19 protein-coding genes are annotated in these 25,535 nt (G+C 51.2%); 11 read left to right on the forward strand and 8 right to left on the reverse strand.

Annotated features, from left to right (window positions below; all coding sequences use genetic code 11):
* Positions 1–249 precede the first annotated feature (249 nt).
* Positions 250–2,379 carry a protein-disulfide reductase DsbD family protein gene (locus tag AC23NW_RS03200; RefSeq protein WP_293834876.1) on the forward strand — a complete coding sequence of 710 codons (2,130 nt, stop codon included), beginning with the start codon at positions 250–252 and terminating at the stop codon, positions 2,377–2,379.
* 138 nt (positions 2,380–2,517) lie between these two features.
* Here AC23NW_RS03200 and AC23NW_RS03205 read toward each other — a convergent pair whose 3' ends face one another.
* Positions 2,518–3,210 carry a porin family protein gene (locus AC23NW_RS03205; protein WP_487447648.1) on the reverse strand — a complete coding sequence of 231 codons (693 nt, stop codon included), beginning with the start codon at positions 3,208–3,210 and terminating at the stop codon, positions 2,518–2,520.
* A gap of 227 nt (positions 3,211–3,437) precedes the next feature.
* Here AC23NW_RS03205 and AC23NW_RS03210 point away from each other — a divergent pair, with 227 nt between their 5' ends.
* Complete coding sequence (locus AC23NW_RS03210) at positions 3,438–4,244, forward strand: lysophospholipid acyltransferase family protein (protein WP_293834899.1); 807 nt, start codon at positions 3,438–3,440, stop codon at positions 4,242–4,244.
* 59 nt (positions 4,245–4,303) lie between these two features.
* Here AC23NW_RS03210 and AC23NW_RS03215 read toward each other — a convergent pair whose 3' ends face one another.
* The 5 genes from AC23NW_RS03215 to AC23NW_RS03235 form a co-directional block, all read right to left on the reverse strand.
* Entirely contained in the window at positions 4,304–5,725 is a 1,422-nt protein-coding gene (locus AC23NW_RS03215; RefSeq protein ID WP_293834881.1) for an inorganic phosphate transporter, read from the reverse strand.
* 499 nt (positions 5,726–6,224) lie between these two features.
* Positions 6,225–7,271 (reverse strand): dual-specificity RNA methyltransferase RlmN, encoded by a 1,047-nt coding sequence (gene rlmN / locus AC23NW_RS03220; protein WP_293834882.1) that lies wholly within the window; start codon positions 7,269–7,271, stop codon positions 6,225–6,227.
* A 69-nt stretch (positions 7,272–7,340) separates the two neighbouring features.
* Positions 7,341–7,871: a CvpA family protein gene (locus AC23NW_RS03225; protein WP_487447650.1), complete on the reverse strand. Its 531-nt coding sequence runs from the start codon at positions 7,869–7,871 to the stop codon at positions 7,341–7,343.
* Between the two features lie 69 nt (positions 7,872–7,940).
* Positions 7,941–8,390, reverse strand: a complete 450-nt coding sequence (locus tag AC23NW_RS03230) for a GatB/YqeY domain-containing protein (protein ID WP_487447652.1) — start codon at positions 8,388–8,390, stop codon at positions 7,941–7,943.
* An 83-nt stretch (positions 8,391–8,473) separates the two neighbouring features.
* Positions 8,474–9,277: a hypothetical protein gene (locus AC23NW_RS03235; protein ID WP_487447654.1), complete on the reverse strand. Its 804-nt coding sequence runs from the start codon at positions 9,275–9,277 to the stop codon at positions 8,474–8,476.
* A 113-nt stretch (positions 9,278–9,390) separates the two neighbouring features.
* On the opposite strand from AC23NW_RS03235, the gene AC23NW_RS03240 reads away from it, so the two are divergent.
* The 3 genes from AC23NW_RS03240 (at position 9,391) to AC23NW_RS03250 (ending at position 12,982) form a co-directional block, all read left to right on the forward strand.
* Positions 9,391–10,107, forward strand: a complete 717-nt coding sequence (locus AC23NW_RS03240) for a pyridoxine 5'-phosphate synthase (protein WP_487447656.1) — start codon at positions 9,391–9,393, stop codon at positions 10,105–10,107.
* 5 nt (positions 10,108–10,112) lie between these two features.
* A complete protein-coding gene (mnmH, locus tag AC23NW_RS03245; protein ID WP_487447658.1) occupies positions 10,113–11,153 on the forward strand; it encodes a tRNA 2-selenouridine(34) synthase MnmH in 1,041 nt (346 codons plus the stop codon).
* A 470-nt stretch (positions 11,154–11,623) separates the two neighbouring features.
* Complete coding sequence (locus tag AC23NW_RS03250) at positions 11,624–12,982, forward strand: hypothetical protein (RefSeq protein ID WP_487447660.1); 1,359 nt, start codon at positions 11,624–11,626, stop codon at positions 12,980–12,982.
* A 60-nt stretch (positions 12,983–13,042) separates the two neighbouring features.
* Here AC23NW_RS03250 and AC23NW_RS03255 read toward each other — a convergent pair whose 3' ends face one another.
* Positions 13,043–13,678 (reverse strand): hypothetical protein, encoded by a 636-nt coding sequence (locus tag AC23NW_RS03255; protein WP_487447662.1) that lies wholly within the window; start codon positions 13,676–13,678, stop codon positions 13,043–13,045.
* A 96-nt stretch (positions 13,679–13,774) separates the two neighbouring features.
* Here AC23NW_RS03255 and prfA point away from each other — a divergent pair, with 96 nt between their 5' ends.
* Entirely contained in the window at positions 13,775–14,848 is a 1,074-nt protein-coding gene (prfA, locus tag AC23NW_RS03260) for a peptide chain release factor 1 (RefSeq protein ID WP_293834896.1), read from the forward strand.
* Positions 14,849–14,888: 40 nt separating this feature from the next.
* On the opposite strand, the gene AC23NW_RS03265 is transcribed toward prfA, so the two are convergent.
* On the reverse strand, positions 14,889–15,677 hold the full coding sequence (locus tag AC23NW_RS03265; RefSeq protein ID WP_487447664.1) for an SDR family oxidoreductase: 789 nt from the start codon (positions 15,675–15,677) through the stop codon (positions 14,889–14,891).
* A 185-nt stretch (positions 15,678–15,862) separates the two neighbouring features.
* On the opposite strand from AC23NW_RS03265, the gene AC23NW_RS03270 reads away from it, so the two are divergent.
* From AC23NW_RS03270 to AC23NW_RS03290, 5 genes are all read left to right on the forward strand, one after another.
* Positions 15,863–16,615, forward strand: coding sequence for a DUF547 domain-containing protein (locus tag AC23NW_RS03270; protein WP_487447665.1), 753 nt, complete (start codon positions 15,863–15,865; stop codon positions 16,613–16,615).
* Positions 16,616–16,841: 226 nt separating this feature from the next.
* Positions 16,842–19,049: a fasciclin domain-containing protein gene (locus tag AC23NW_RS03275; protein WP_487447667.1), complete on the forward strand. Its 2,208-nt coding sequence runs from the start codon at positions 16,842–16,844 to the stop codon at positions 19,047–19,049.
* A 4-nt stretch (positions 19,050–19,053) separates the two neighbouring features.
* Entirely contained in the window at positions 19,054–22,323 is a 3,270-nt protein-coding gene (locus AC23NW_RS03280) for a SusC/RagA family TonB-linked outer membrane protein (RefSeq protein WP_487447669.1), read from the forward strand.
* Positions 22,324–22,363: 40 nt separating this feature from the next.
* Positions 22,364–23,833 carry a RagB/SusD family nutrient uptake outer membrane protein gene (locus AC23NW_RS03285; RefSeq protein WP_487447671.1) on the forward strand — a complete coding sequence of 490 codons (1,470 nt, stop codon included), beginning with the start codon at positions 22,364–22,366 and terminating at the stop codon, positions 23,831–23,833.
* Between the two features lie 33 nt (positions 23,834–23,866).
* Positions 23,867–25,522 carry a fasciclin domain-containing protein gene (locus AC23NW_RS03290; protein ID WP_487447673.1) on the forward strand — a complete coding sequence of 552 codons (1,656 nt, stop codon included), beginning with the start codon at positions 23,867–23,869 and terminating at the stop codon, positions 25,520–25,522.
* Positions 25,523–25,535 lie beyond the last annotated feature (13 nt).

Raw genomic sequence — 25,535 nt, forward strand, 5'->3', positions numbered from 1 at the left:
TAGGTTGGTTGTTGTTACACCGCCCTGACCATGATGTCGGGGCGGTGTTTTTTGTTATCAGGATGTTAATGGCAGCGATTGGCCGAAGATTTGCGTATGAAGTTATAGGCTGATCGACCATCTTTGTGAATCTGTTCTCAACAATCACTAAACAGGCGTGAAAACATCTGCGGTAGTTTGGAAATATTTTTGCAACGATTCTGTTATACCCAAAGTACTGTCGGTTACGTAAACCTGTACATAACATCTATGAAACGAATACTGGCGCTCTGCGCGTTTTTCCTGCTGAATGTGAGTGTTTATGCCCAGTTCGGAGCGCCCGGACAATCGGGTATTGTTAAACCGGTCCCATCATGGAACTATACCACAAAGCCGGCTAATGCCAGGGTCGGCGATGTTGTGGAATTGTATATTACCGCAAACGTTCAGGAGGGATGGCACATGTATTCCTCAGAATCAAATCCTAAAATGGAATTCGGGCCAATCGCTACCACCGTTTCCTTTAAGAAAAACGATGGGTACGAAGTTGTTGGCAAGCTGAAGCCAATTGGTGCGAAAACAAAATACGAAGAGGTCTTTGAAGGCGATGTTTATTTAATGCCGCGTCCTGCCGTATTTATTCAGAAAATTAAGCTTCTGAAAGATAACCCGAACATTTCGGGTACAGTAGAAGGGCAGGCATGTACAGATACGGATGGTCGTTGTGTACAGGTAAGCGATGATTTCTCGGTAGCTGTAAAAACAAGTGCCGCCGCTACAGTGCCGGCCACTGCCACTGCTACGACTGCTTCGGCTTCAGTGAGCGCACCGGTATCAACAACGGCTGTAAGCGCCACAACGGCACCTGAAGCGGTTGCTGCCACAACAAGTGCTGATACAGTGACTGAATCCGTTGCGCCTGCACCGGAATCAATTACGGGTATTGCTGCCGAAACGGCCGCCGGAACAGAGGGTGATTCGATGCTTGGTTTCATTATTGCCGCCTTCCTGTCAGGGCTGGTAGCCTTGCTGACGCCCTGTGTGTTCCCGATTATTCCGATGACGGTGAGTTATTTTACACATCAGAAAGGCGGCCGCTGGAAAGCCATTATTTATGGTGCGTCGATTATCGGCATTTATGTACTGATCGGAACGCTGGTTTCCCGCATCAACGGACCGGCGTTTGCCAACTTCCTGAGTACCCACTGGGTACCGAATATTCTGTTCTTTGCCATTTTCTTTACGTTCGGGCTGTCGTTCCTCGGGCTGTTCGAAATCGTATTACCACATAGCCTGGTCAACAGTGCCGATGCCAAAGCCGAAAAAGGCGGGCTGATGGGCATTTTCTTCATGGCCTTTACGCTGGTACTGGTGTCGTTCTCCTGCACCGGCCCGATTGTGGGCAGCCTTTTGGTGGCCTCAGCCGGTGGCGAAGTCGTGAAACCGATTGTGGGCATGATGGCGTTTTCGTCGGCCTTTGCCATTCCGTTTACGTTGTTTGCCGCCTTCCCGCAGTGGCTGAAAAGTCTGCCGAAATCGGGCGGATGGTTAAATTCGGTAAAGGTATTATTAGGCTTCCTGGAACTGGCGCTGGCGCTGAAATTCCTGAGCATTGCTGATCAGGTATATCACTGGGGCTTACTGGATCGTGAAGTATTCCTGGCATTCTGGATCGTAATCTTCTCGCTCATCGGTTTCTACCTGCTGGGTAAAATCCGCCTGCCGCACGACTCCGAAACCAAATCGGTAAGTGTGCCGCGCCTGCTGATGGCGATCATTACGTTTGCGTTTGTCGTCTATATGGTACCTGGTCTGTGGGGTGCACCGCTGAAAGCGCTGTCAGGCTATTTGCCGCCGGAAGCATCGCAGGATTTCAGACTGACGGCGGGCGGTTCAGGCGCTTCAGAGCCGGCCAATGCCCTGGGCGAAAAACCGAAATACGGCGATCTGTTTCATTTGCCGCATAACCTGCAGGGATTTTTCGACTATAAGCAAGCCCTGGCTTACGCCAAAAAGGTAAATAAGCCGGTCTTCATCGACTTTACGGGGCATGGCTGTGTAAACTGCCGCGAGATGGAAGCCCGCGTGTGGTCTGATCCGCAGGTGCTGAGTCGTCTGAAAGAGGACTATGTGGTTGTGGCCTTATATGTTGATGATAAAACCGAACTGCCGGAAAGCGACTGGTATACATCGACCTACGATCAGAAGCAAAAAACGACGATTGGTGCCCAGAACGGTGACTTGCAGATTGTAAAATACAATAACAATGCCCAGCCACACTATTGTCTGGTCGATCACGAAGGCAAGTTGCTGGTAGCTCCTAAGAACTACGACCGTGACATCAATAACTTCGTACAGTTTCTGGATGCCGGTAAAGCGAAGTTTAACGGGAAAGGTTAATGTTAACTGATTAACCAATAGTATGGAAGCAATTATGCCAACGCATCTTCCGCTGATATAAAAAAAAGCCGGCCTCGATAAGGGCCGGCTTTTCTGCTTCTAGTTCGTAGGTTCAACAAAAACAGTCAATGAAAAATCTTAGTACCCGCCAATCGGGAATGAATAACCCAGTGATACACTGACACCACGGTTGCGAACCGGTAACTGCACCACCGGTACGTTTACCTGACGGGTGAAACCGTGTGTATAACGACCTTCCAGAATCAGCTTACCGGCGCCAACCGGAGCAGCTAAGCCCAGACCACCCACCGCGCTGAAATCCCAGCGCTGCATCACACCACCCATCGGCACATCCAGATCAATCGGTTTTGAGACAAAGAGCGCTTCGGCACGGGTACGGACCTTGCTGTCAAAGGCATAGCCAATCGACGGGCCGGCAATGATGTATGGCTGAATGGCGCCGTCGCTAAGGTTAATTTGGGCCAGCAGGGGTAATTCAATATTTTTGGTCTGGAAGTTAATCCGGGCGCCCAGCGGCAGTGGTATACCGCCAATATTCAGATTGAGGCCTTCGCGCATCATAAACCCTTTCTGTACATAGGCAATTTCAGGCCGGAACGATACATAGTCGCTCAGCGGAATGTTCAGGAAAAGGGCTCCCTGCGGACCGGCTGCCAGTTTAAATTCAGGCGTGAAGCTGTCAAAGGTAGATGGCTTGGAAACGGTGCCGAAATTAGCGCCACCCCGGAACCCCAGCTCAACCTGAGCAGATGCGTTATGGAACAGAAAAAAACTGCAAGCTGATACTAGTGCGAAAACGATACGTTTCATGGTAGTCAAAAAAGGATTAATTAAAAAGTCGTTTGTAAAAAGTACAGCTTGTGCCATTCAGTAGTTGTTGTTTGTAATGCTTGGACGCAGAAGTTGTGAAAAGGATTAATCAGGCATGAACTATTTTTTTTGGGTATGCCGGTTTCCTTTTTATTGAATTGCACTATTTGTTGAAAACATTGTAAAGTAGTTGTAGCTTTACTACTATAGCCTTCCGTTTGATCGTGATGAAGTACATAAAACCAACGAGATATAGTTATCTGCCTCGGTTTCTGTCGTGGCTGGATGTATTAGGCCTGTTTGAATGCGATCCTTTCGGTAATTCGCTGTTAGTGAAACGGATACTGATCTGCATCATTGGTTGGTTTACCTATGCGCGCTACACGGTAGTAAACCGGATTCAGATTGAAGGCACTGAACATCTGGAAAACCTGCCGATTAATAACGTCTTGTTTCTGTCGAATCATCAGACCTATTTTGCCGACGTCATTGCGTTTTACCATATTTTTTGTGCGGTGAAATGGGGTTTTCAAAATACCATGCTTCCGCCGATTTACCTGTTCGGTCCCCGGGCGAGGAACTATTACGTGGCAGCTACGGAAACGATGAAGAAAGATATTCTGTCCCGTTTATTTGCGATGGGCGGGGCTCTGACTGTCGAACGGTCGTGGCGCGCTGATGGGCGTGATGTAAAGCGGGCAGTCGACACCTCGGCCGGTGACAAAGTAAACAGGGCGCTGGAACATGGCTGGGTAGTAAGTTTTCCGCAGGGCACGACGAGCCCGTATGCACCCGTACGGAAAGGTACCGGTCACCTCATTAAAGACCATCAGCCGATTGTCGTGCCGATTGTGATAAACGGCTTCCGGCGGGCATTCGACAAAAAGGGATTACGGTTTAAAAAACGGAACACGCTGCTGACCGTCCGGTTTAAAGCGCCGATGTATATCGATCCGGATGATAGTGTCGATGATATTGTGGCAAAGGTCCGGAGTGCCATTGAACAGGACACGCCTGAATGGGTTAATAAATAACAAAACGGGCGCTCATCCGCATGGATGAGCGCCCGTTTCAGTATACCCTTACCGGTTTCTTACAGCAACCAGCGCAGGAAAATAAAGAGTGTAAACGAGAGCAGAACAGATACGGGTAACGTCAGTACCCATGCCAGCGCAATGTTCTTAACGGTTCCGGCCTGCAGGTTTTTGATGCCTTTGTTAGCGACCATACTACCTGCGATACCCGATGACAGAATGTGGGTTGTACTAACCGGCACTTTCAGGGCTGAGGCAATGCCGATTGTACTGGCGGCAACCAGCTCGGCCGAAGCGCCCTGCGCATAGGTCAGGTGCTGCTTACCGATTTTTTCACCGACAGTCACTACAATCCGGCGCCAGCCAACCATCGTTCCTAAGCCCAGCGACAAGGCAATCATCAGGATTACCCACGTCGGTGCATAGTCGGTATACCGGCGCAGACCGGTTTTTTCGTCGAGGTTTGCTTTCAGGTCGTCGACCTCGGTTTTGGTCAGAGAGGCTTCGCCGCTGTCCAGAATCTTCTTGACGTTGTTGTTGATCAGCAGCAGATCGCGGCGCACACCCAGACGTTTGGCGGCCGGTAACTTGCCGTCTTCCATCGGTTCTGAAAGCGTTTTATTGAGCTCCGCCAGTTCCGTCCGTGTCTCCACCAGACGCTTACGATCCTGATTCGATAAACGTGATGAGTCAATTTTGTTAATTACCTGCTCAATCCGTACCGTATTCTCCCGCATTTCCAGCGGGTTTTTGGCGTTATTAAGCGCAAAGAACGTCGGCGTAATGCCAATCAGGATCAACATGATCAGGCCCACACCTTTCTGACCATCGTTGTTGCCGTGGAAGTAACTAACCAGCGTGCACGTAATGATCAGAATACCACGGATCCAGATAGGAGGCGGTGAGTTTTTCTTTGGTTCTTTAAAGAGCGCATCCTTGCTTTCCTGAGGCGTCAGCCGGCGGAGCAGGAACATCAGAATGATCACCAGGCTGAAACCAATCATCGGCGAAAGCAGCAGGGCTTCGAAGGTTTCAATGGCTTTGTCCCAGTTAACGGCTGAGCCTGAGGTGTTCTCAGGAAAAGTAGAGAAGGCCAGGCCTACACCGAGGATCGATCCGATCAGGGTATGTGAGCTGGAACTCGGCAGGCCAAAGTACCAGGTGCCCACGTTCCAGATAATGGCGCTGAGCAGCAGCGATAGCACCATGGCAATGCTATGGTAAACATTCTGGTCAACAAGGAGTTCGACGGGAAGCAGGTTAACGATACCCATGGCGACGCCGATGCCTCCGAGGAGTACACCGATGAAGTTCCACATACCGGACCAGACCACCGCAACGGTTGGTTTCAACGAGTTGGTATAAATAACGGTAGCCACCGCATTCGCTGTATCGTGAAAACCATTTACAAATTCAAAAGCACAAGCCGCGAAGAGGCTAACAAAAAGAAGGATGAAAACGTCTGTTTCTAGACCAAACATTGGAGGTATTCTTCTGTAGTTCAAAGCCTATCCAGGTGACAGGCGATTATACCGCAAAGGTAAGGCAATCTTTTAAGCCCCATGTTAAGAAATTGTTAAGTAGGGGCGACCCCACGTGGTCGCCCTGGTGGGTTGCATGATGGCTGTTGCTGCTGATCGGGAATAAAAAGGGGCGACCACATCGGGCCAATAAAAAAAGGCGGCTACGTGAGCCAATAAAAAAAGGCGGCTACGTGAGCCAATAAAAAAAGGGCGACCACGTGGGGTCGCCCGTACGGTGATGCTGCTGATCGGGGAATAAAAAGGGCGGCTACGTGGGGGATAAGTAGGGGCGACCCCACGTGGTCGCCCTGGTGGGTTGCATGATGGCCGTTGAGGTTGATTGGGAACAAAAAGGGCGGCTACGTGGTGCAAATAAAAAAAGGCGGCTATGTGAGCCAATAAAAAAAGGGCGACCACGTGAGGTCGCCCGTACGGGTTATGGATGCTGCATCAAGCCTCAGGATTTGCCGGCGAGTTGCCCGCAGGCAGCGTCAATATCCTTACCACGGCTGCGACGGACGTTTACCGTAACGCCTTTGTTTTCCAGAAATCCCGCGAATTTGTCGAGTGTCTGCGGATCAGTGTTTTTAAAGCTGGCTTCGGCAATCGGATTGTATTCAATAATATTCACCTTGGCCGGTACTTTTTTCGTGAACTCCCAAAGCTCCCGTGCATCCTGCAGCGTATCGTTGAAGTTATAGAATACAATGTATTCGAACGTCACGCGGGTGCCGGTCTTGCGGTAAAAGTAGTTCAGGGCCTCCGCCAGATTTTTCAGCGAATTACTTTCGTTGATCGGCATAATCTGGTCACGCTTCTGGTCATTGGCGGCATGCAGCGACAGGGCCAGATTGAATTTCACCTGATCGTCGCCGAGCTGTTTGATCATTTTAGCGATGCCGGCCGTGGATACCGTAATGCGTTTCGGAGACATGCCCAGCCCGTCGGGCGAGGTAATGCGGTCTACCGACTCCATGACGTTTTTATAGTTCAGGAGCGGTTCGCCCATGCCCATGTAGACAATGTTTGTCAGCGGGGCCTGATAGAACTCATTGGCCTGCCGGTCAATGGCCACCACCTGGTCATAAATTTCGGAGGCTTCCAGGTTCCGTTTACGGTCCATATAGCCCGTTGCGCAGAACTTGCACGTAAGCGAGCAACCCACCTGCGACGATACGCAGGCAGTCATACGGTCGGTATCGTCTGCCCGGAGCGCCGGAATCAGGACACCCTCGACGAGGTTGCCGTCATAGAGTTTGAAAGAGGATTTAACGGTGCCGTCGGCACTGCGCTGCTGGGTAGCCACGGTAAGCGGCCGTATATCAAAGTGACTGTCGAGCTTTTCGCGGGTTGATTTCGACAGATTGGTCATCTGCTCAAACGACTGAGCCGATTTTTTCCAGAGCCATTCGTGCACCTGTTTGGCGCGAAAGCCCTGCTCACCGTTTGCCGTAAACCAGTCTTTCAGCTGGACCGCCGATAATTTGCGAATATCTTGCTTCATTGTTCCGATTGAGTGATTGTGTGAGTGAGTGATTTAGTGAGACAGAATCATACCATTCCGCTCAATCGCTCAATCACTAATTCGCTCATTTAATTTTTTCCCTGCTTCCAGTCCCTTCGGTACCCAGACAGCGGTTTTGCGCATAACGGCCGGTGCCACGGGGCGGATAGCCGGATACAGATACGTGCCTTGTGTCTGATTAGCAGGGATTTCAACTCCCATGTAGCTGAACAACCAAAACAGCACACTAATTCCAAAGACCCACGTAAAAATCCCGACCGCCGCTCCTACGATACTGTCAAAGGTACCAAGCAAGGTATACCGGAGTGATTTCCGGAGTGAATACCCCATCTGGTTGATCATGAAAATGGTGGGAAAAAAAATAACCGAAAAGCCTAACCACGGCAGCAGTCTGCGGGCCAGATCCCGGCTGATGTACGGCGACAGCAGGTCAATGCCGAAGCTCAGAAACTTAAATCCCACAATCATGGCGACAACGAAGGCAACCACGGCAATAATCTCGATCAGCAGTCCCTTACGATACCCATTCCAGGCCCCCCAAATCAACGGAATCAATATAAGAATGTCGAGCGTTTTCATTAATGAGTGATTGTGCGAGTTAGTGATTGAGTGAATAACAAACGCTCATTCACTCAATCACCCAATCACTCATTGTAAAAGCTGCTTCACCGTGGCGGAGATGGCTTTGCCTTCGGCGAGGCCGGCAAGCTCTTTGGTGGCGACACCCATTACCTTACCCATATCCGACGGGGCAGAGGCACCCACGCGGGCGATGATATCCTGTAACTTAGCCTTCAGCTCGTCTTCGGTCAGCTGTTTTGGCAGGTACTTTTCGATAATGGCAATTTCGGCTTCTTCTTTCGCCAGCAGGTCTTCGCGGCCCTGTGTCCGGAACACATCGGCTGAATCTTTCCGCTGCTTCACCGCTTTGGTCAGGAGCTTGATTTCGTCTTCCGGTTTCAGTCCGTCGCCGGCTCCTTCTTTGGTTTCTTCCAACAGAATCAAAGACTTAATGGCCCGTAAAGCCCGCAGACCGTCCTGGTCCTTTGCCCTCATGGCGTCTTTTATATCGGCGTCAATTTGTTGTTTTAATGACATGATTTCGTAAAAGATAACGTAATGATAATTCGTGCAAAGGTAGGAATAAGGGAGCAATAAAGATAAAACGGACATTACTGCCGTTAGTGGTTTACAAACCGGCTGACGCCGGTTTCGTTCAGTTGACTCCTCCCGTTTAGGGGCCTTCCCCAACTGCTTGGTTGGTATTCCCCGTTTATGGGCTTTATCCAGCTGATCTGCTTGTTTTTGCGGAGGAGCCGCCGGAAGTACGGATAGTAAACCGTATCCATCCCATTGAAGTAGCGGGCGTCGATAACTACAGGCCGGTTGGCCGGAAACTGATCAATCAGGGCATTTAATTGCCGTGTATTCTCATCATTGGCCGACAACGTACCATATAAAATATACCCCGTCCCTTCTTTCCGGAACGAAAACGGGTGCGGGAAATAGTTCTCCAGAGTACGCCAATAGCTCATTATCACGGTTTGATTCCGGCAGTGGGTCCACAGGGCGGACGAAATGAAGTTGAACAGCTGAATTTCCGGTGTACCGGCCTTCTCATGTCCGAAAGAAAATGCAAATGCCCCGTACCTTGCTTCTGCTCCTGCACCGTCCGCATAAATTTCTTCAGCTTGCAACTGGTCATTACTGGTATCGCGCAGTGCTTCCGCCTGACGTTCTTGCCTCTCTGTCTGCTTTGCTTTTATCTGAGTCAGGTAGTTCTGCATGGCTGTCCAGCGCTTCCGGTCCGGAATCCACCGGCTGAATGTAATGCTCCCGGACGGGGCATCGGGTCTGATAACCAGCCGGATCTCAAAACCGTCCTGACCAGGTGTCAGCGTAAGCTGGCTGACCGGATGAAAGGCTGGTGTAAAGCGGATAGAAAGTGGCTGACCGGCTGCACAAAAGCCGTAAAGGATCAGCATAAGGATGAGCAGATGGCGGAGCATAGGAAAGAAAAACGGCAGGAGAACCATATTTCGTGTAATGGAGTTAATTTTGGCAGGGCAATTCAATCACATTATTACTCGCTCAACCAATGACTCGTCTCAGTGTTAATATCAATAAAATTGCTACACTCCGGAATGCGCGCGGAGGCAATAATCCGGATGTTGTGCAGGTCGCCCTTGATGCCGAACGCTTCGGCGCTCAGGGTATTACCGTACATCCCCGGCCTGATGAACGCCATATCCGGTATTCCGATGTGCTGGCGCTCAAGGAGGTAGTAACGACTGAGTTTAATATTGAAGGTAATCCCGACGACCGGTTTATTGAACTCGTGAAGCGGGTGAAACCGGAGCAGGTGACGCTCGTACCGGATGCTGTGGACGCCATTACGTCAAATGCCGGCTGGGATACCATTACCCACCGCGAACACCTGACGAATCTGGTAAACATGTTTAAGGCTGACGGAATCCGGGTGTCGGTTTTTGTGGATGCCGACGAGCGGATGGTCGAAGGAGCGAAAGCAACCGGTACCGACCGCATTGAACTCTATACCGAGCCTTATGCAATACACTATGCCGGAGACCGCGAAGCGGCCATTGCGCCGTTTGTGAAAGCCGCACAAAAAGCACAGGAGCTGGGGCTGGGCCTGAATGCCGGCCATGACCTGAGTCTGGAAAATCTGCAGTATTTTGCACAGCATATTCCGGGCCTGCTGGAGGTCTCCATCGGTCACGCACTGATTGCCGATGCGCTTTATTTCGGTCTGGAAAATACCATTCAGATGTACCTGCGCCAGTTGGCCAGCTAAACAGCATGAACGCAAAACAACTCTCCGTCGCTGATTTTCTGAACGAAGCCGGCCGGCTGCCCGTCATCGATGTGCGGTCGCCGGGAGAGTATGCGCATGCCCACATACCCCATGCCATCAACATTCCTTTATTTGATAATGATGAGCGTGCCAAAGTCGGGACAAAGTACAAACAGGCAGGAAAAGATCCTGCGGTCCTGCTTGGTCTGGAGCTGGTAGGGCCGAAGCTGGCCGGCTTTGTGAAGCAGGTGCGCAAGCTGAATCCGGCCGGAAAAGAGGTGCTCGTACACTGCTGGCGGGGCGGTATGCGGAGCGGATCGTTTGCCTGGCTGCTCAATACGGCCGGTATCCGGGCCCGTACGCTGGAGGGTGGTTATAAAGCCTACCGTAACGACGTGCTGACGGCTTTTGCACAGCCCCGGCAGCTTATGATTCTGGGCGGAAAAACCGGCTCGGGCAAAACCGACATCCTGAAAGAACTCGCGCGGCAGGGCGAACAGGTGATTGATCTGGAAGCGATTGCCCGGCATAAGGGCTCATCCTACGGCGCAATCGGACAGTTGCCGCAAGTATCATCTGAACATTTTGAAAATGAGCTTTTTGATACCTGGCGGACGCTGGATCCGTCCCGCCGGATCTGGCTCGAAGATGAAAGCCGGACGATTGGTACCTGCTTCATTCCATACCCTTTGTGGCTACAGATGCAGGCAGCCCCGGCGGTCATTGTAGAGGTGCCTAAAAGCGAACGCATTGCCCGGCTGGTCCGGGAGTATAGTGGTAATAATATTGATCCGGCCGCCCTGATTGATGCTACCCGCCGTATTCAGAAACGGCTGGGGGGAAAAGCCACACAGGATGCCATCGACGCCATACATAAACAGGATTATGCGACTGTTGCCGATATCGTTCTTACCTATTACGATAAGTCATATTTAACCGGCATTTCATTAAAAAAACCGGCAGATTTATATACTTTTGATGCTTCAACGGATAATCCGTCTCTCTCTGCAACTCAATTGATTCTGCAAAAATTTGGAAGAGATTAAAAAAATCTTTCATGTGTTGTTTTTGGCCCGAAAATTGAGATAGTCTCCTCAGCAGCCTTTTACTCAACCTTTCCGCGAAAGTGCGGAGAAAAATCCACATGGTTTGCGCCATGAACTACAATTGCTATAACGTGATGACCCGAATGAGACAAGTTTACGGTGTAATGTTGCTTGCTATGTTGAGCATACCCGGTGCGCAGGCCGGACGATTGAGGGGACCAGAGAGTAGAGCCGTCAGCAAGCCTGCCTCAGCCACAGGAGTACAGCTTACAGGGAATTTGGCCGCTACTCCCCGTAAGGCATTTGTACCAACTGCGACAAAAGGTTATTGGAATATTGATGTTGTGGATGATTTTACCTTACCAATTACAAAAACTATTACTTTTTGTGGGGCAGGGCGGAATCTGCACGTGAACAGTGACTGGCAGAAACTCTTTAAACGAGGTTTCTCTGCAATTGAAAAATCACGGATGACAGTGGATGAGTGTAACAACGATCCTGATCATCCCAAGCCGGCGGGTTGGGTGAGCCGACTTACCCAAAACCAGCGCTCGTGGATTCTGTACCAACAATACTTCAGCGAGAACGCTTATCAAATTCAGTGGGCGAAGAATAGTCAGGATGCGCTTAATACGTTCTACCGGCGCCCTGATGGCGATCCGAACTATGCTAATAGCTTATATAAGGCTATCACAGATATTCAGGGTTCATGCGAGACATTTGGCGACTGTAATCCGGTAAACAAGAAAAGTACATTCGGTACGATCTTTCTGGATATTGAAAATGAAGGTATTTCGTCGGACCTGGGACAGGAACAGGTGAATTTGTATACCTATCTGGCGAAAACATTGAAGGAGGTCGTAAGTCCGCAGACCGAAACCGCTTCAATTGCTCCTGTTCCGGTGAATGGCCACGGTGTATCACCGGGTGGCGATTATTTTCTGCCTGCTGATTATCTCTGGAAAAATACCGCCCAACATACTGCTACATCGCGTAACCGTGGGATGCCGGATGATATTGTCGGAACCTCGTTTTCAGACCATATTACCATGCAGATGCCAGGCGTTTACTTTGTTTATCCTGATTTTGATTATAGCTCAGCTACTACGCATACCGGTGACCGGGATCGTCATTGGCTGGCCCATATTCTACAGGAACAGGAAGTTAATATGGCTTTGTCACCGAAAAAGCGTGTGGCCTGGCAATGGTTGTTCAATACCCAGGATTCGCATTATCTAAACAGCGGTAAAGCAGAGCATCCGGCACCACCGGCTATAGCTGAAGGGTTAGCAATCTTTTATTGGTTTACCGGTGCTCACGGAGCCCTGTTCTGGGATGACCACATTAACCTGGTACCTAACCAGCCGACGCCGACAGACCCGGCTCAGGTGGGTATTGGCAACGACCGGAACTATTCCTGCTACGAACACTATATTCATGGGTTATGGCGTCTGTTCAAACACCATGGTGATATGTTCTCGGGCGGCGAAACCTACCTGAATCAAAACACTGAGTGTTCGTACGATGGCGGGCAGACCTGGCATAAATATAATGCAAATCAGCTCAAAACGAATGGGTTGCCGTTTGTGCGGGCAGTAGTGAAGGGCGATCAGATTCTGGTAGCGGCTACAAAACCTTATGCAGCGGCTGGCGAACAGACGTCAGTGCTCTTGCGCTATGCCGAAAATGGTTATAACTTCGTTACGCAGATTAATATGACAGGGGATGAAATCTTTTTAGGTCGGGCTACTATGCAGGACCCTAATAAAGCGGCTCCCGGTCAGCGAGTCTATAACCTGAGCTTGATTTCAGGCTGTAATTGTAAGTAAATAAACGACATATAACAGAAAAGGCCAGCGCATTTTACGCTGGCCTTTCTTGATTTACGGCTATTTCTTTGGCTGGTTTAACCGCCGTATAACTTCGCGTTTGTGAAACACCAGCCGCCACACCGCCAACGGTTGTTTCTGATCGCCGAAGCAGCTCCGGCAAATCACATTATCCGTCGGAACGGCCGTGTTGTAGACAAGCAGTGTGTCGTTAACCTTCTGAATATTCGGCTGCTGGGCAAGTTTGTTTTCGGCGTTGTACAGGTACGCATCAAGCACTTCGCGCTCCTTTGCCGGCAGCTTCGGATTCTGCACATCGGCTCCGCTGAGCAGATTAATCTCAATGGCATACCGTTTGGCCAGCGCCTGTGTTTTCGGCAGGGCACTGAGATTACATAAACCCGCTACGTCTGCCGGTCCGTCGTTCAGCCGGGTAGTAAGCTCCTGCCGGGCAACATCCGAAATCTGTTTCCCCCAGCTATCAACCGTAAGGTTAATGTCCTCATTGGTGATCCGCTTGATTTTTTTATCCATCATTTCCTGCTTCAACTCCGGTGTCTGCTGAATCCGGTTCTCGGGATTACAGGACGCCAGGGCCCAGATTAATACAAATCCAGCCCATCCGTATGGGCGATTCCATGTGGTCGCCCATAGTCTTGATATGCCCATCGCCTTTGTGAACATTGTGAAGTCCATCGTGTTCTTACTGGTTATAGAATTCCTATCTGCAATAGTACAAAGGTAGTACAGAACGAATTTTGTATTTTTGCAAAATAAGTCTACGATACAACTATGCTCGACCAGTTAGAAGCCATTCGCGAACGCTTCGACGAAGTATCTCAGCAGATCGTGCAGCCCGAAGTGGTCTCTGACCAGAAGCGGTTTGTAAAGCTGAGCAAAGAATATAAAGACCTTGAAAAAATCGTTAATCAGTACCTGGATTTCAAACAGTTGTTACAGGAAATTGATAACGCCAGGGAAATCATCGCCACGGAAAAAGACGAGGAATTCCGGGACATGGCCAAAATGGAACTCGATGAGCTGATGGCGCGTCGGGAGCCGATGGAGGACGTCCTGAAGGAAATGCTGATTCCGAAAGATCCGAACGACAGTAAAAACGTCATCCTCGAAATCCGGGCCGGTACCGGTGGGGACGAAGCTTCTATTTTTGCCGGTGATATTTTCCGGATGTACCAGCGGTTCTGCGATAAAATGGGCTGGCGGATGTCAATCGTCGATTTTACCGAAGGAACGTCGGGTGGCTACAAGGAAATTGTAACCGAAGTAGAAGGGGAGGATGTATACGGTAAACTGAAATTTGAGTCGGGGGTACACCGCGTACAACGCGTACCGGCGACCGAAACACAGGGCCGTATTCACACGTCGGCGGCCAGTGTAGCCGTATTGCCGGAAGCTGAAGAGGTCGATGTCGAACTGAACATGAACGACATCCGGAAAGATACATTCTGTTCGTCGGGAGCAGGAGGGCAGTCGGTAAACACCACCTATTCGGCGGTTCGTCTGACGCACTTACCGACCGGTCTGGTGGTGCAGTGTCAGGACGAACGCTCGCAGCTCAAAAACATGGAGAAGGCCATGACCGTTCTGCGTTCACGGCTCTACGAAATTGAGTTGCAGAAACATAACGACGCCATTGCCTCGCAACGGAAAACGATGGTCGGCAGCGGCGACCGTTCGGACAAAATCCGGACCTACAACTATCCGCAAAGCCGCGTAACCGATCACCGCATCGGGCTGACAGTCTATAACCTGCCGTCGGTAATGGACGGAGAGATCGGCGACTTTATCGAGCAGCTCCGGATTGCTGAAAACGCCGAACGCCTGAAAGAAGGCACAACCGCATAGAAAAGTAAACGCCGCAGGAGTGATCCTGCGGCGTTTGTGTTTACAATCCCCCTGTCTTCCCGCCATCGACCGGCACGTTGATGCCGCTGATCGAAGCAGCAGCCGGCGTGCAGAGGAAGGCAGCGGCAGCGGCTACTTCTTCCGCCGTTGCGAACCGGCCAATCGGAATCTCGCGCTCCATCTGCTGCCGGATTTCTTCGCGGCTTTTATCGGCGGCTTTGGCCCGCGCCGTAATCAGCGACTCAATCCGGTCGGTTTCCGTAGAACCAGGCAACACGTTATTGACCGTAATGCCGTATTGGCCCAGCTCCAGCGACAGGGTTTTGGCCCATTGCGCCACCGCTCCCCGAATGGTATTCGACACGCCCAGACCGACAATCGGCTGCTTCACGGATGTGCTGATAATGTTCACAATACGGCCGAAACCAGCTTCCTTCATCGATGGGAAAACCGCCTGTACTAATGCCTGGTTATTGACGAGGTGATTGTGAAACGTACTCGTAAACTGGTCGGCAGTGGCCTCGATCAGCGGTCCGCCTGCCGGTCCGCCGGTATTGTTGATCAGGATATGCACCGTCGGGTAGTCAGCCAGATAGCGGTCAATGGCAGTTTTGACGGCTCCGGTCTCGCTGAAGTCGGCGACAATATAGCGATGGGTCTGGCCCCGGCTCCCGTCCAGCTCGGGCAGTGTTTGCCGGAGGCTTTCTTCGTTGCGGGCCATCAGGGTTACGTTAGCGCCCAGCAAGGCCAGTTCGATGGCCGTTGCTTTGCCGATGCCCTGCGTACTGCCGCACACCAGGGCCGTCTTTCCGGTTAAATTCAGGTTCATGGACTATGATTGACTATGATTTAATGATTAAATGATTGAGTGATTAGGTGATTGAGTGATTGACTTGTTGAGTAAAGAGAAGGAAGCTAAACGTATAGACGTGGCCTCTGACAGCGGGCTAACAGCTCGTAGCGCTGTGTGCTATGCTCCATTCTGTATATTGCGGTACAAAGATGAAAAACCAGATGAAAAGACAGACATTATTCCTGCTTTTGTTCGTATTTGGCTGCGTGTCAGCCGCGTTTGTCAGTCGCCCGATGGCGGTTGATCATGGTATCTGGGACCGGTTGCTGAAAAAATACGTCAATGAGAAAGGACTGGTCAATTATAAAGGGCTGAAAAAGGAGGAAGGCGAACTGAAGAAATACCTCGATCTGCTGAGCAAAAATCCACCGACAGCTAAGTGGACCAAAAACGAACAGATGGCGTACTGGATCAATGCCTACAACGCCTATACCGTGCAGCTGGTACTGACACACTACCCGATCAAAAGCATCAAGGATATCGGAAGCAAAATCCAGATTCCGTTTGTGAACACCCCCTGGGACATTAAATTCATCACCATCGGCAACGAAAAGTACGACCTTAATAACATTGAGCACGACATTCTGCGGAAGAAGTTTGATGAGCCCCGGATTCACTTTGCGCTCGTGTGTGCGGCCCGTTCCTGCCCGCGGCTGCGCCAGGAGGCTTATGATGCCGACCGGCTGATCAGCCAGCTGGAGGAACAGGGAACCGACTTCCTGAATACACCTTCCAAGAATGCCGTTACCCCGAAATATGCCAGTTTATCGAAATACTTTGACTGGTATAAAGCCGACTGGACCGACCATGGCAAGACAGTTGAGAGCTGGATAAATCAGTATGCAGCCAATAAAATTAATAAAGACACAAAAATTTCTTACCTCGAATATAACTGGGACCTGAACGGGCAATAGGATAAAAACAGAACATTGTTGAGTCGGCAACGGATTAATAATATATTAATTTATCCGTTGCCGACTTTATTTTAATATTTACCGAAATAGTATACTAAATTGATATAGTGTAATTAAATCTCCGGAAAAGCTAATAGCAGGAGAGGGCAGGAAAGTTAGCATATGGTCCCCTGATTATCCTTGTATAGAATTTGATTTTAAAGGGAATTAATTGGGATGATTCAGTATGAATAAACGTCTGCTACGCTCTTACTTGCTCATAGTGACCTGTGTGGCTGCTTTTTGCAGCAGCTGTTCCAAAAAGCAGTGGGATGAGGTATATGCCCGGCCGGAGACCCTTGCACCACCCATTTATCAGCAGCTTCAGCAAAAAGGCCGGTTTACGAATCTGCTGGCTGTCATTGATAAAAGCGGCTATCAACACACGTTGAGCAGTGCAGGTTACTGGACCTTATTTGCGCCGAATGATGATGCTTTTCAAAAGTATTTTCAGAAAAACAGCCTGACACAGGCTCAGATCGACTCCGCGAAAGCCCGGCAACTGGTACAGTATCTGCTGATCTACAATGCCTTCGCCAAGGACCGGCTCGATGATTTTCAGGCTAATACGGGCTGGGTACCGTCACGTGCCTTCCGCCGCAGAACGGCCTACTACACCGGATTCTACAGCGACCAGACTGCCGCCGGTACGGCCGTAAAAGCCATTGCTGCCAACCGCAACGGCCTGAACTACGTCAGCGCGGACAACAACAACAAGTACGTTACCTACTTCACGGATGATTATTTCGCCCAGAAAGGACTGATCGCGACGGACTATACCTACTTCTTTCCGGAAACGGCCTATACCGGTTTCAACGTCATGAACGCTAAAGTGGTCGAGAAAGACGTATTTGCGGAAAACGGAATGATTCACGAAATCGACAATGTCTTTACCAGTCAGCCGTCGCTGGATGAATACCTGCGGACAAAACCGGAATACAGCGTTTTCCGGAATCTGTACGAAAAATACATGGTCAGTTTTGTGCCGAACACCGATGCCACGACCCGCTACCAGATTCTGACCGGCAAAAGCGATCAGGTGTTTGTGAAGCAGTATAGCAGTCTGCTGGCCTACGCCCCCAATAACGAAAACTTCCTGAAGCAGTCGGACAACGACGGGCAGCAGGATTGCTGGAGTTTGTTTGTGCCGACCAACGATGCGCTGAACGCCTATCTGAAAAACGTCATTCTCGAAAACTACACGTCCCTTGATGTATTGCCGCCGCAGATCATTGCCGATCTGCTGAATGCGCACATGTGGACAGGAGCCGTCTGGCCAAGCCGTTTCCGGCAGACCTATAACTCTTTTGCCGAAGAAGCACGGTTTAATCCGGCGTCGGATGTGGTTGAGAAAAAAGTCCTGAGCAACGGCCTGTTCTATGGCACTAATAAGGTGCAGGCGGCAAACGTGTTCTCAACGGTATACGGCAAGGCGTACCTTGACCCGAAATACTCAATCATGACGCGGTTGCTGAACATGGACCTGCGGGCCGTGATTCTGAATCCGAACCTGAAGTATACGGTGTTTATGATGAGCGACGACGCCATCAAGGCCGCCGGTTATGACTACAACGGATCGCTGAACGAATGGGGCTATACCGCTCCTGGTACTACCACCCGTACGACCGGCGACGCCATCCGGAACCGCCTGCTGCGGATTGTCGCCACAAGCGTAGTCGCTACGCCGAACAATGAACTGAACAATGTGACGGGTTCGGGCATCATCGACGCCTTCAACGGCGAATACATCAAATGGGATAAAAATCAGGTGTATTCGGCGGGGATAATGGACAAACCGGCTAAAATTCTGGCGTCAAAAACGGCGCAGAACGGCATTGTCTACTACACCGACGCTGTGCTGAACTTCACGGAACTGAACATCGGCAAGCACATTGAAAACCTCGGTACGGCCACCACGTCGCCGTTCAACTCGTTCTGGCAGTACCTGAAAAACTCGTCGGCCTTCAATGCCACAACCTCCGAGATTGTGGGAACGGCGGCCGGTTCGTTCTACACCGTGTTTGTACCCGATAACGCAGCGATTCAGGCAGCCGTCAATGCGGGACTTTTGCCGGGAACGGGTACCGGAGCGGTAAAAACGCCCAACTTCAACCCGACACTGGCGTCGGAGCGCGAACTGGTTGCCAATTTTATCTACTACCACGTGCTGAACAAAAAGACGGTTATTCCCGACGGTAAGGAATCAGGCGGTATGGAAACCATGCTGAAAGATAACAAGGGGGATGCCATTACGGTAACGGTCCTCAGCTCGCCGGGTGCGATGCAGCTTACGGACTTTGCGAACCGGAAGTCCGGGGTCCGGGCAGCGCAGAGCAATAACCTCTCGAATCGTACGGTCATCCATTTGATTGATAACTACTTACAGTACAAATAATCGCATGAAATCACGTGTACAACTGATACTCCTGACGGGAGTAATGTGGCTCTTGTGTGTGGCCGTGCGGGCGCAGACACCCGCCGCGACCTTTACCATCAAGGGAAAGGTAAAGGATGCAAAAGATAGTTCGGCGATTGTAGGGGTTACGGTAACGGAGCTGGACAAGGACAGCCGCGTGATCAAAGGGGTAACGACCGACGTAGACGGCAATTTCGTTCTCCGCGTGTCGAATCCGAACAACACGATTGCGTTTTCGAGCATTGGGTTCAAAGGCAAAAAGATACCCGCCCGCGGTAACCGTGACGTCACGGTTTATATGGAAGACAATGCGTTTGATGTGGCCGAAGTGGTCGTGACGGCCCAGCAGACCGACAACGGGCTGATGACGACCTCCGACCGGAACTCGACGTTTGCCGTCGCTAAAATTGACGCCAAGGCGCTGGAAGAAATGCAGGGGACATCGATAGACCAGATGTTGCAGGGCCGTCTGGCAGGGGTTGATATTACGGCAAGCTCGGGCGACCCGGGTGCGGGTATGGCCATCCGGATCCGCGGTACATCATCTATCAACTCGTCGGTCGATCCGATGATTGTTGTTGACGGGATGCCTTACGAAACCGCAATTCCGTCGGACTTTAACTTCGGGACGGCCGACGAACTGGGGTATGCCGCCCTGCTCAACATTGCACCCTCTGATATCAAGACGATCAGTATCCTGAAAGATGCGGCAGCAACGGCCCTCTGGGGTTCCAAAGCCGCGAACGGGGTAGTGGTCATCAATACCAAGCGTGGTTCGGTGGGTAAGCCGATTATTACGTATACCTTCAAAGGATCGGTTTCCAAACAGCCGAATGCCATTCCGATGCTGACCGGCGACCAGTATTCGATGCTGATTCCGGAAGAGTACATGAACCGGAACGGGCTCCCGCTGAACACGCAGACGGTGAAGGAGTTCCAGTATGATCCGAATGACCCGTACTGGTTCAATAACTACAGCAACAATACCGACTGGATTAAGGAAATTACGCAGCTGGGGAACTCCCAGGACCATAACGTGGCCATCACGGGTGGGGGCGAAAAAGCCCGTTACTACGCGTCAATGGGTTATTTTAACCAGCAGGGCACAACCATCGGCACGGACCTGAACCGCCTCAATACCCGGATCAACCTCGATTACAACGTGTCGACGCGCATCCGTTTCCGGTCAGATATTGCCTTTACGCATTCCGACAACAACCGGAACTACGTTAACTCCAGCAGCTCGACGGATTTGTTACGCAACGTTGCGTACACCAAAATGCCGAACATGAGTGTGTATGAATACAACGAATACGGCATTCAGACACCGAACTTTTTCTCGCCGCTGAGCAACATTCAGGGCACGTATGCCGGTACCTATAATCCGGTGGCGATGGCCAAGAGTGCCCGTAACAACATTAAATCAGACCGGATTATCCCGCACCTGCAATTGCAGTACGATCTGAAACCAAACATCTGGTCGGCATCATTTGATGTGCAGCTGGATATTAACAATACCAAGAGTCAGTCGTTTTTGCCGCAAGTCGCTACCGGCCAGCGCTGGACGAGTTCGGCGGTAAACCTCGCCTATGACGGTGACGTAGATGTATTCGGGGTAACGACCAAAACCTCGCTGTTCTATACTCCCCGTCTGCTGAACAAAAACCACGAGCTGACGAGTCTCTGGGTGCTCAATACGTCGGACGTAAAAAGCATTTCGCAGCAGGCCTCGGTACCTAACACCGCCTCTGACCAGTTGCAGGACCCGACCAGTTCATCGCGTCAGACAGCTTCTACCCTGGCGTCGTCGGTGTACCAGACCCGTACTGTCGGTTTGTTATGGAATGTGCACTATGGCTTTAAGGACCGGTATATCATCGACGTGGGCGTTCGTGGCGATGGTAACTCGCGGTTTGGTGCCAAATACCGCTACGGCCTGTTCCCGTCAATTTCGGGAAAGTGGATTATCTCGGATGAGTCGTTTATGCGGCCGTTTGCGGGCATGATCGATAACCTGGCATTCCGCGCCAGCTACGGACAAACCGGTAACGCGCCCCGCTACGACTACTCATTTTTCAGCACCTACAGCACCCTCGGATGGTCATATCTGGGCAACGCGGCGGTTGTGCCGTCGAACATGGAGCTGAACAACCTCCGTTGGGAAACCCTGATCGGGCGGAACCTCGGGATTAACCTGTCGATGTTCAAGCGCCGGATCACCTTCGATGCCGAATTCTACAGCAACCGTACCAAAGACCTGTTCTTTAACGGCTTACAGATTCCGTCCTACACAGGGTTCAACTCGGTAAACATGAACGTGGGGACGATGGACAACCAGGGCTGGGAAATTAACCTGGGCCTGATGCCGTACAAAACGAAAGACCTGGCGGTGGAGCTGAACATGAACGTGGCGCACAACATCAACGTGATCCGCGAAATTTCGGACCTCTATCCGCGTCAGGCGGGAAACATCACGGCCAACGGGCAGTACCTGACCTATATGCAGGTCAACAACCCGTTCGGGTCGTTCTACGGCTTCCGGTATAAGGGGGTGTATAGCGATAAGGAGGCCACAGTAGCCCGCGGCAAAAACGGCGAACCGATTATTACGCCGGACGGGCAGGGGGTGTATATGCGCTTCAACTACCCGACAACGGATTACCTCTTCCAGCCCGGCGATGCGATATATGAAGACGTTAACCACGATGGCAATATTAACTACATGGACATTGTCTATCTCGGTAACAGCAACCCGGCGTTTATGGGTGGTTTCGGAGGTACGGTGACCATTAAAGAGCGCCTTAAACTGACGGCGTTCTTCAATTTCCGGTCGAGCTACGACATCGTGAACGGAACGCGGATGCTGACAACGGCCATGTACTCCTACGATAACCAGAGCACCGAAGTACTGAAACGCTGGCGTCAACCCGGCGATGTGACCAACGTACCGCGGGCCCTGTATGCATCGGGCTATAACTGGCTGGGATCAAGCCGGTACGTAGAAGATGCGTCGTTTATCCGCTTCCGGACCATCACGGCCCGTTACACCTTCTCGCCGAAAATCACGCGCCTGCTGCGGGCCAAAGCCTTCAGCGGTTACGTCACGGCCGAAAACCTGTTTACCTGGACGAAATACACCGGCCAGAATCCGGAGGTGACCATGCGCGGTAATGACCCGTTCCGGGTAGCGATTGACTATTCGATGACACCGCCGGGTAAAACCATTACGCTGGGTCTGACGGCTTCATTCTAAGGAAACTGTGGTTCAGGAAACTACGAAATTATTTACGTCGATGTTGAAAAAACTACTTTATACAGTATCCGTCCTGATGTTGCTGCTGGCACCGACCTCCTGCAACAAGTATCTGGATTTGCACCCGCAGGACGGGATTACAAAAGATAAATTCTGGAAGTCAAAAGAGCAGGTACAGGCGGCTGTCATGGGCTGTTATGCCGCTATGCTGAACGGCTTACCGGAAACCCTGTTTCTCTGGGGCGAGTTACGGGCCGATATGCTGAGTACCACCTTCAACACCAGAGCCGAAGAGCTGGACGTGATGAACGTGAACATTCTGTCAACAAACAGCATCACCAACTGGCGGTCTGTCTATCAGATTATTAACTACTGTAACACCGTCATTGATTTTGCGCCGGCCGTACTCGACAACGATAAAACGTTTACGCAGGAAGCCCTGAACGGTTATCTGTCTGAAGTTAAAACGTTGCGGGCACTGATGTATTTTTACCTGGTCCGGAGCTTTGGCGATGTACCGCTGAAACTGGATGCAACCGCCTCTGACGATCAGATTGTGCCGATCGCCAAAAGCACACAGGCAGCGGTACTGGCGCAGATCGTGAAAGACCTGACTGAAGCCGAAGCCAGCGTACCGCTCACCTATGGCAACGTAGCCGCTGATAAGGGCCGGATAACGCGCTATGCCATCAACGCGCTGCAGGCCGATGTTTATCTGTGGCTTGAGAAATACCCTGAAGCCCTGGCCGCCTGCGATAAAATCGTGAAGAGCGCCAGATTCGGGATCATCGAAGGCGGCAGCTTTTTCAATACGGTGTTTGTCCAGGGCAACTCAAACGAAGGCATTTTTGAACTACAGTTCGACCGTCAGAAACTCAACAGTTTCTATTCGCTCTTCGTGACCCCGCGCCGTTTTATCGCCAATAGCTATGTGATTGACGAAATCTATACCCAGGATTTTCTGAATGATCAGAATATCGACATCCGAGGTGACGGAACGGCGCTGCGGGCTACCGATGGCATGATCTGGAAATACGTCGGGCTGTCGTCGAATACGCTGCGGGCCATCGACGGATCGTATGCCCACTGGATGGTGTACCGGTATGCCGATGTGCTGCTGATGCGGGCCGAGGCACTGGCCATGCAGAGCCGCGCACAGGAAGCGCTGAATATCGTCAAAACCATCCGCGACCGCGGCCGTGCGCTGGAGGCAACCAACCGGACGCCGGACGTGACCGATACCGAAGCGGTCATGGACTTTATCCTGGACGAGCGGGCCCGTGAACTGGCTTTTGAGGGCAAACGCTGGTATGATATGCTGCGCCATGCGAAACGAAACAAATACAAGCGTATCGACATCCTGCTCGATATGGTGGCGCGCAGTGTGCAGCCCGACCGGCAACAGTCGGCCATTGCTAAATTCAAGGATGTGAACAGCCATTACTTCCCGATTTTCCAGTATGAGCTGAATACCAACCGGCTGCTGGTACAGAACCCATTCTACAAATAGGCGTACGGTCAACCAACACAAAGACACGAAATCATGAAACAGTTTACGAGCTATCTGCTGCGGTTTTTCATCGGTCTCCTGCCGCTGGCGTACCTGATCGGCTGCCAGAAAATTGACATTGTCGAAGGCACAACGACCGATGTAAACATGTACACTTACCTGACACAGACACCGGCAAAGTATTCGGACTTTGCGGCCATTCTGGAGAAGGCAGGATATGATAACTTCCTGAATGCCTACGGGGCTTACACGATGTTTGTGCCGGTGAATGCCGGCGTGCAGACGTACCTGAAAAGCATCAATAAAACGGTGGCGCAACTGACGGCTGACGAAGCAAAGGCCATTGCCAAAATTCATATCATCCGCGATACGCTGACAACCAAGTCGTTTAAAGACGGTAAACTGCCGCTGGTGACCATGTATGGCCAATACCTGCTGGGCGGGGTGTCGTTTGCCAACGGCGCGTCGAGCTACAGCATTAACCGGCAGGCGCTGGTGCTGGAGTCGAACATTACGACCGGTAACGGGATTCTGCACGTGATCGACAACGTGCTGAAACCGGCCACGCTGACCGTTGCGCAGCAGATTGAGAAAAATACCGCCTACTCCATTTTTACGGAAGCCCTGAAGCAGACCGGCTATTACGATTCGCTGAATGTGGTCAGCACCGACGAAGCTACCCGCTGGACAACCGTTATCGCCGAAACCAATACGGCACTGAATGCCGCCGGTTTTGCCAGCTTTGATGCCCTGAAAAAACGCTATTCCAATACCGGCAACCCGCGTAACAAGGCCGATAGTCTGAATCTCTATGTGGCTTATCACCTGTTGCCGGGTGCAAAATACCTGGCCGACATCATTACCGCCACCTCGCACCTGACTAAAATCCCGCTCGAAGTAGTAACCTCGAAGCTGAACGACCAGACCGTCATGATTAATGACGACGAGTTTAACGGTGTCCACGAAATCGGGGTGGTACTGGACCGCGCCGGTAGTGATAACTCCGGCACCAACGGGGTAGTACACCAGTCAAACGGCCATTTTATGGTGAAGGTACGGACGCCGGTGCCGTCTTACTGGGATGTGGCCGACTTTCCGGAAATCCGGAAATTACCGGCCTATTACGGTAAGCGAAGCTACGATTTCGCGCTGGGCGGTGTGAAGGATATTATCTGGGAGAAAAGCAACTTTAACCTGTCGTACATCTACACCACAGCATCCAACTTTTCGGTCTACAAAAATGATTATCTCCAGATTCCGCTGGGCGGGCCAAACCGAAGCGCCTGGGTAGAACTGAAAACCCCGATGCTGGTGAAAGGCCGTTACAAGGTCTGGGTCTGCTACCGGTCGCAGAAACAGTCGGGTAGTTCGGTGAATATCTGCCAGGCCAGTGTTGACGGCGACATCCTGCCGCGTCCGGTAACGTTTACCGAAACTGCACCGGCCGGTACGGAAGGTGAGCTCGAAGCGCTGGGCTGGAAACTGTATTCGGCACCGGGCACGGACCGGAACCTGTCGTCACGGCTGCTGGGCATTGTGAATATCAAAACAACTGACCGCCACACATTCCGTCTCGACTGCATTCAGGGAACGCAGAACACCAACAACATTGACATGGTGCACTTTATTCCGATTGACATGAAGCAGACACGTCCGTTCTTCAACCGCGACGGAACCCTTGTACCTTAATACCCGACCTGAC

Source organism: Arsenicibacter sp. R0_47 (assembly GCF_057652235.1).

Bases quoted from the DNA above. Each gene is read 5' to 3' on its own strand.
- rlmN (WP_293834882.1), bottom strand. From the start codon at position 7,271: ATGAAGCAAGATATTCGCAAATTATCGGCGGTCCAGCTGAAAGACTGG.
- AC23NW_RS03265 (WP_487447664.1), bottom strand. From the start codon at position 15,677: ATGAACCTGAATTTAACCGGAAAGACGGCCCTGGTGTGCGGCAGTACG.
- AC23NW_RS03285 (WP_487447671.1), top strand. From the start codon at position 22,364: ATGTTGAAAAAACTACTTTATACAGTATCCGTCCTGATGTTGCTGCTG.
- prfA (WP_293834896.1), top strand. From the start codon at position 13,775: ATGCTCGACCAGTTAGAAGCCATTCGCGAACGCTTCGACGAAGTATCT.
- AC23NW_RS03230 (WP_487447652.1), bottom strand. From the start codon at position 8,390: ATGTCATTAAAACAACAAATTGACGCCGATATAAAAGACGCCATGAGG.
- AC23NW_RS03255 (WP_487447662.1), bottom strand. From the start codon at position 13,678: ATGGACTTCACAATGTTCACAAAGGCGATGGGCATATCAAGACTATGG.
- AC23NW_RS03280 (WP_487447669.1), top strand. From the start codon at position 19,054: ATGAAATCACGTGTACAACTGATACTCCTGACGGGAGTAATGTGGCTC.
- AC23NW_RS03250 (WP_487447660.1), top strand. From the start codon at position 11,624: ATGACAGTGGATGAGTGTAACAACGATCCTGATCATCCCAAGCCGGCG.
- AC23NW_RS03205 (WP_487447648.1), bottom strand. From the start codon at position 3,210: ATGAAACGTATCGTTTTCGCACTAGTATCAGCTTGCAGTTTTTTTCTG.
- AC23NW_RS03235 (WP_487447654.1), bottom strand. From the start codon at position 9,277: ATGCTGATCCTTTACGGCTTTTGTGCAGCCGGTCAGCCACTTTCTATC.
- AC23NW_RS03240 (WP_487447656.1), top strand. From the start codon at position 9,391: ATGACTCGTCTCAGTGTTAATATCAATAAAATTGCTACACTCCGGAAT.
- AC23NW_RS03200 (WP_293834876.1), top strand. From the start codon at position 250: ATGAAACGAATACTGGCGCTCTGCGCGTTTTTCCTGCTGAATGTGAGT.
- AC23NW_RS03225 (WP_487447650.1), bottom strand. From the start codon at position 7,871: ATGAAAACGCTCGACATTCTTATATTGATTCCGTTGATTTGGGGGGCC.
- AC23NW_RS03275 (WP_487447667.1), top strand. From the start codon at position 16,842: ATGAATAAACGTCTGCTACGCTCTTACTTGCTCATAGTGACCTGTGTG.
- AC23NW_RS03215 (WP_293834881.1), bottom strand. From the start codon at position 5,725: ATGTTTGGTCTAGAAACAGACGTTTTCATCCTTCTTTTTGTTAGCCTC.
- AC23NW_RS03210 (WP_293834899.1), top strand. From the start codon at position 3,438: ATGAAGTACATAAAACCAACGAGATATAGTTATCTGCCTCGGTTTCTG.
- AC23NW_RS03290 (WP_487447673.1), top strand. From the start codon at position 23,867: ATGAAACAGTTTACGAGCTATCTGCTGCGGTTTTTCATCGGTCTCCTG.
- AC23NW_RS03270 (WP_487447665.1), top strand. From the start codon at position 15,863: ATGAAAAGACAGACATTATTCCTGCTTTTGTTCGTATTTGGCTGCGTG.
- mnmH (WP_487447658.1), top strand. From the start codon at position 10,113: ATGAACGCAAAACAACTCTCCGTCGCTGATTTTCTGAACGAAGCCGGC.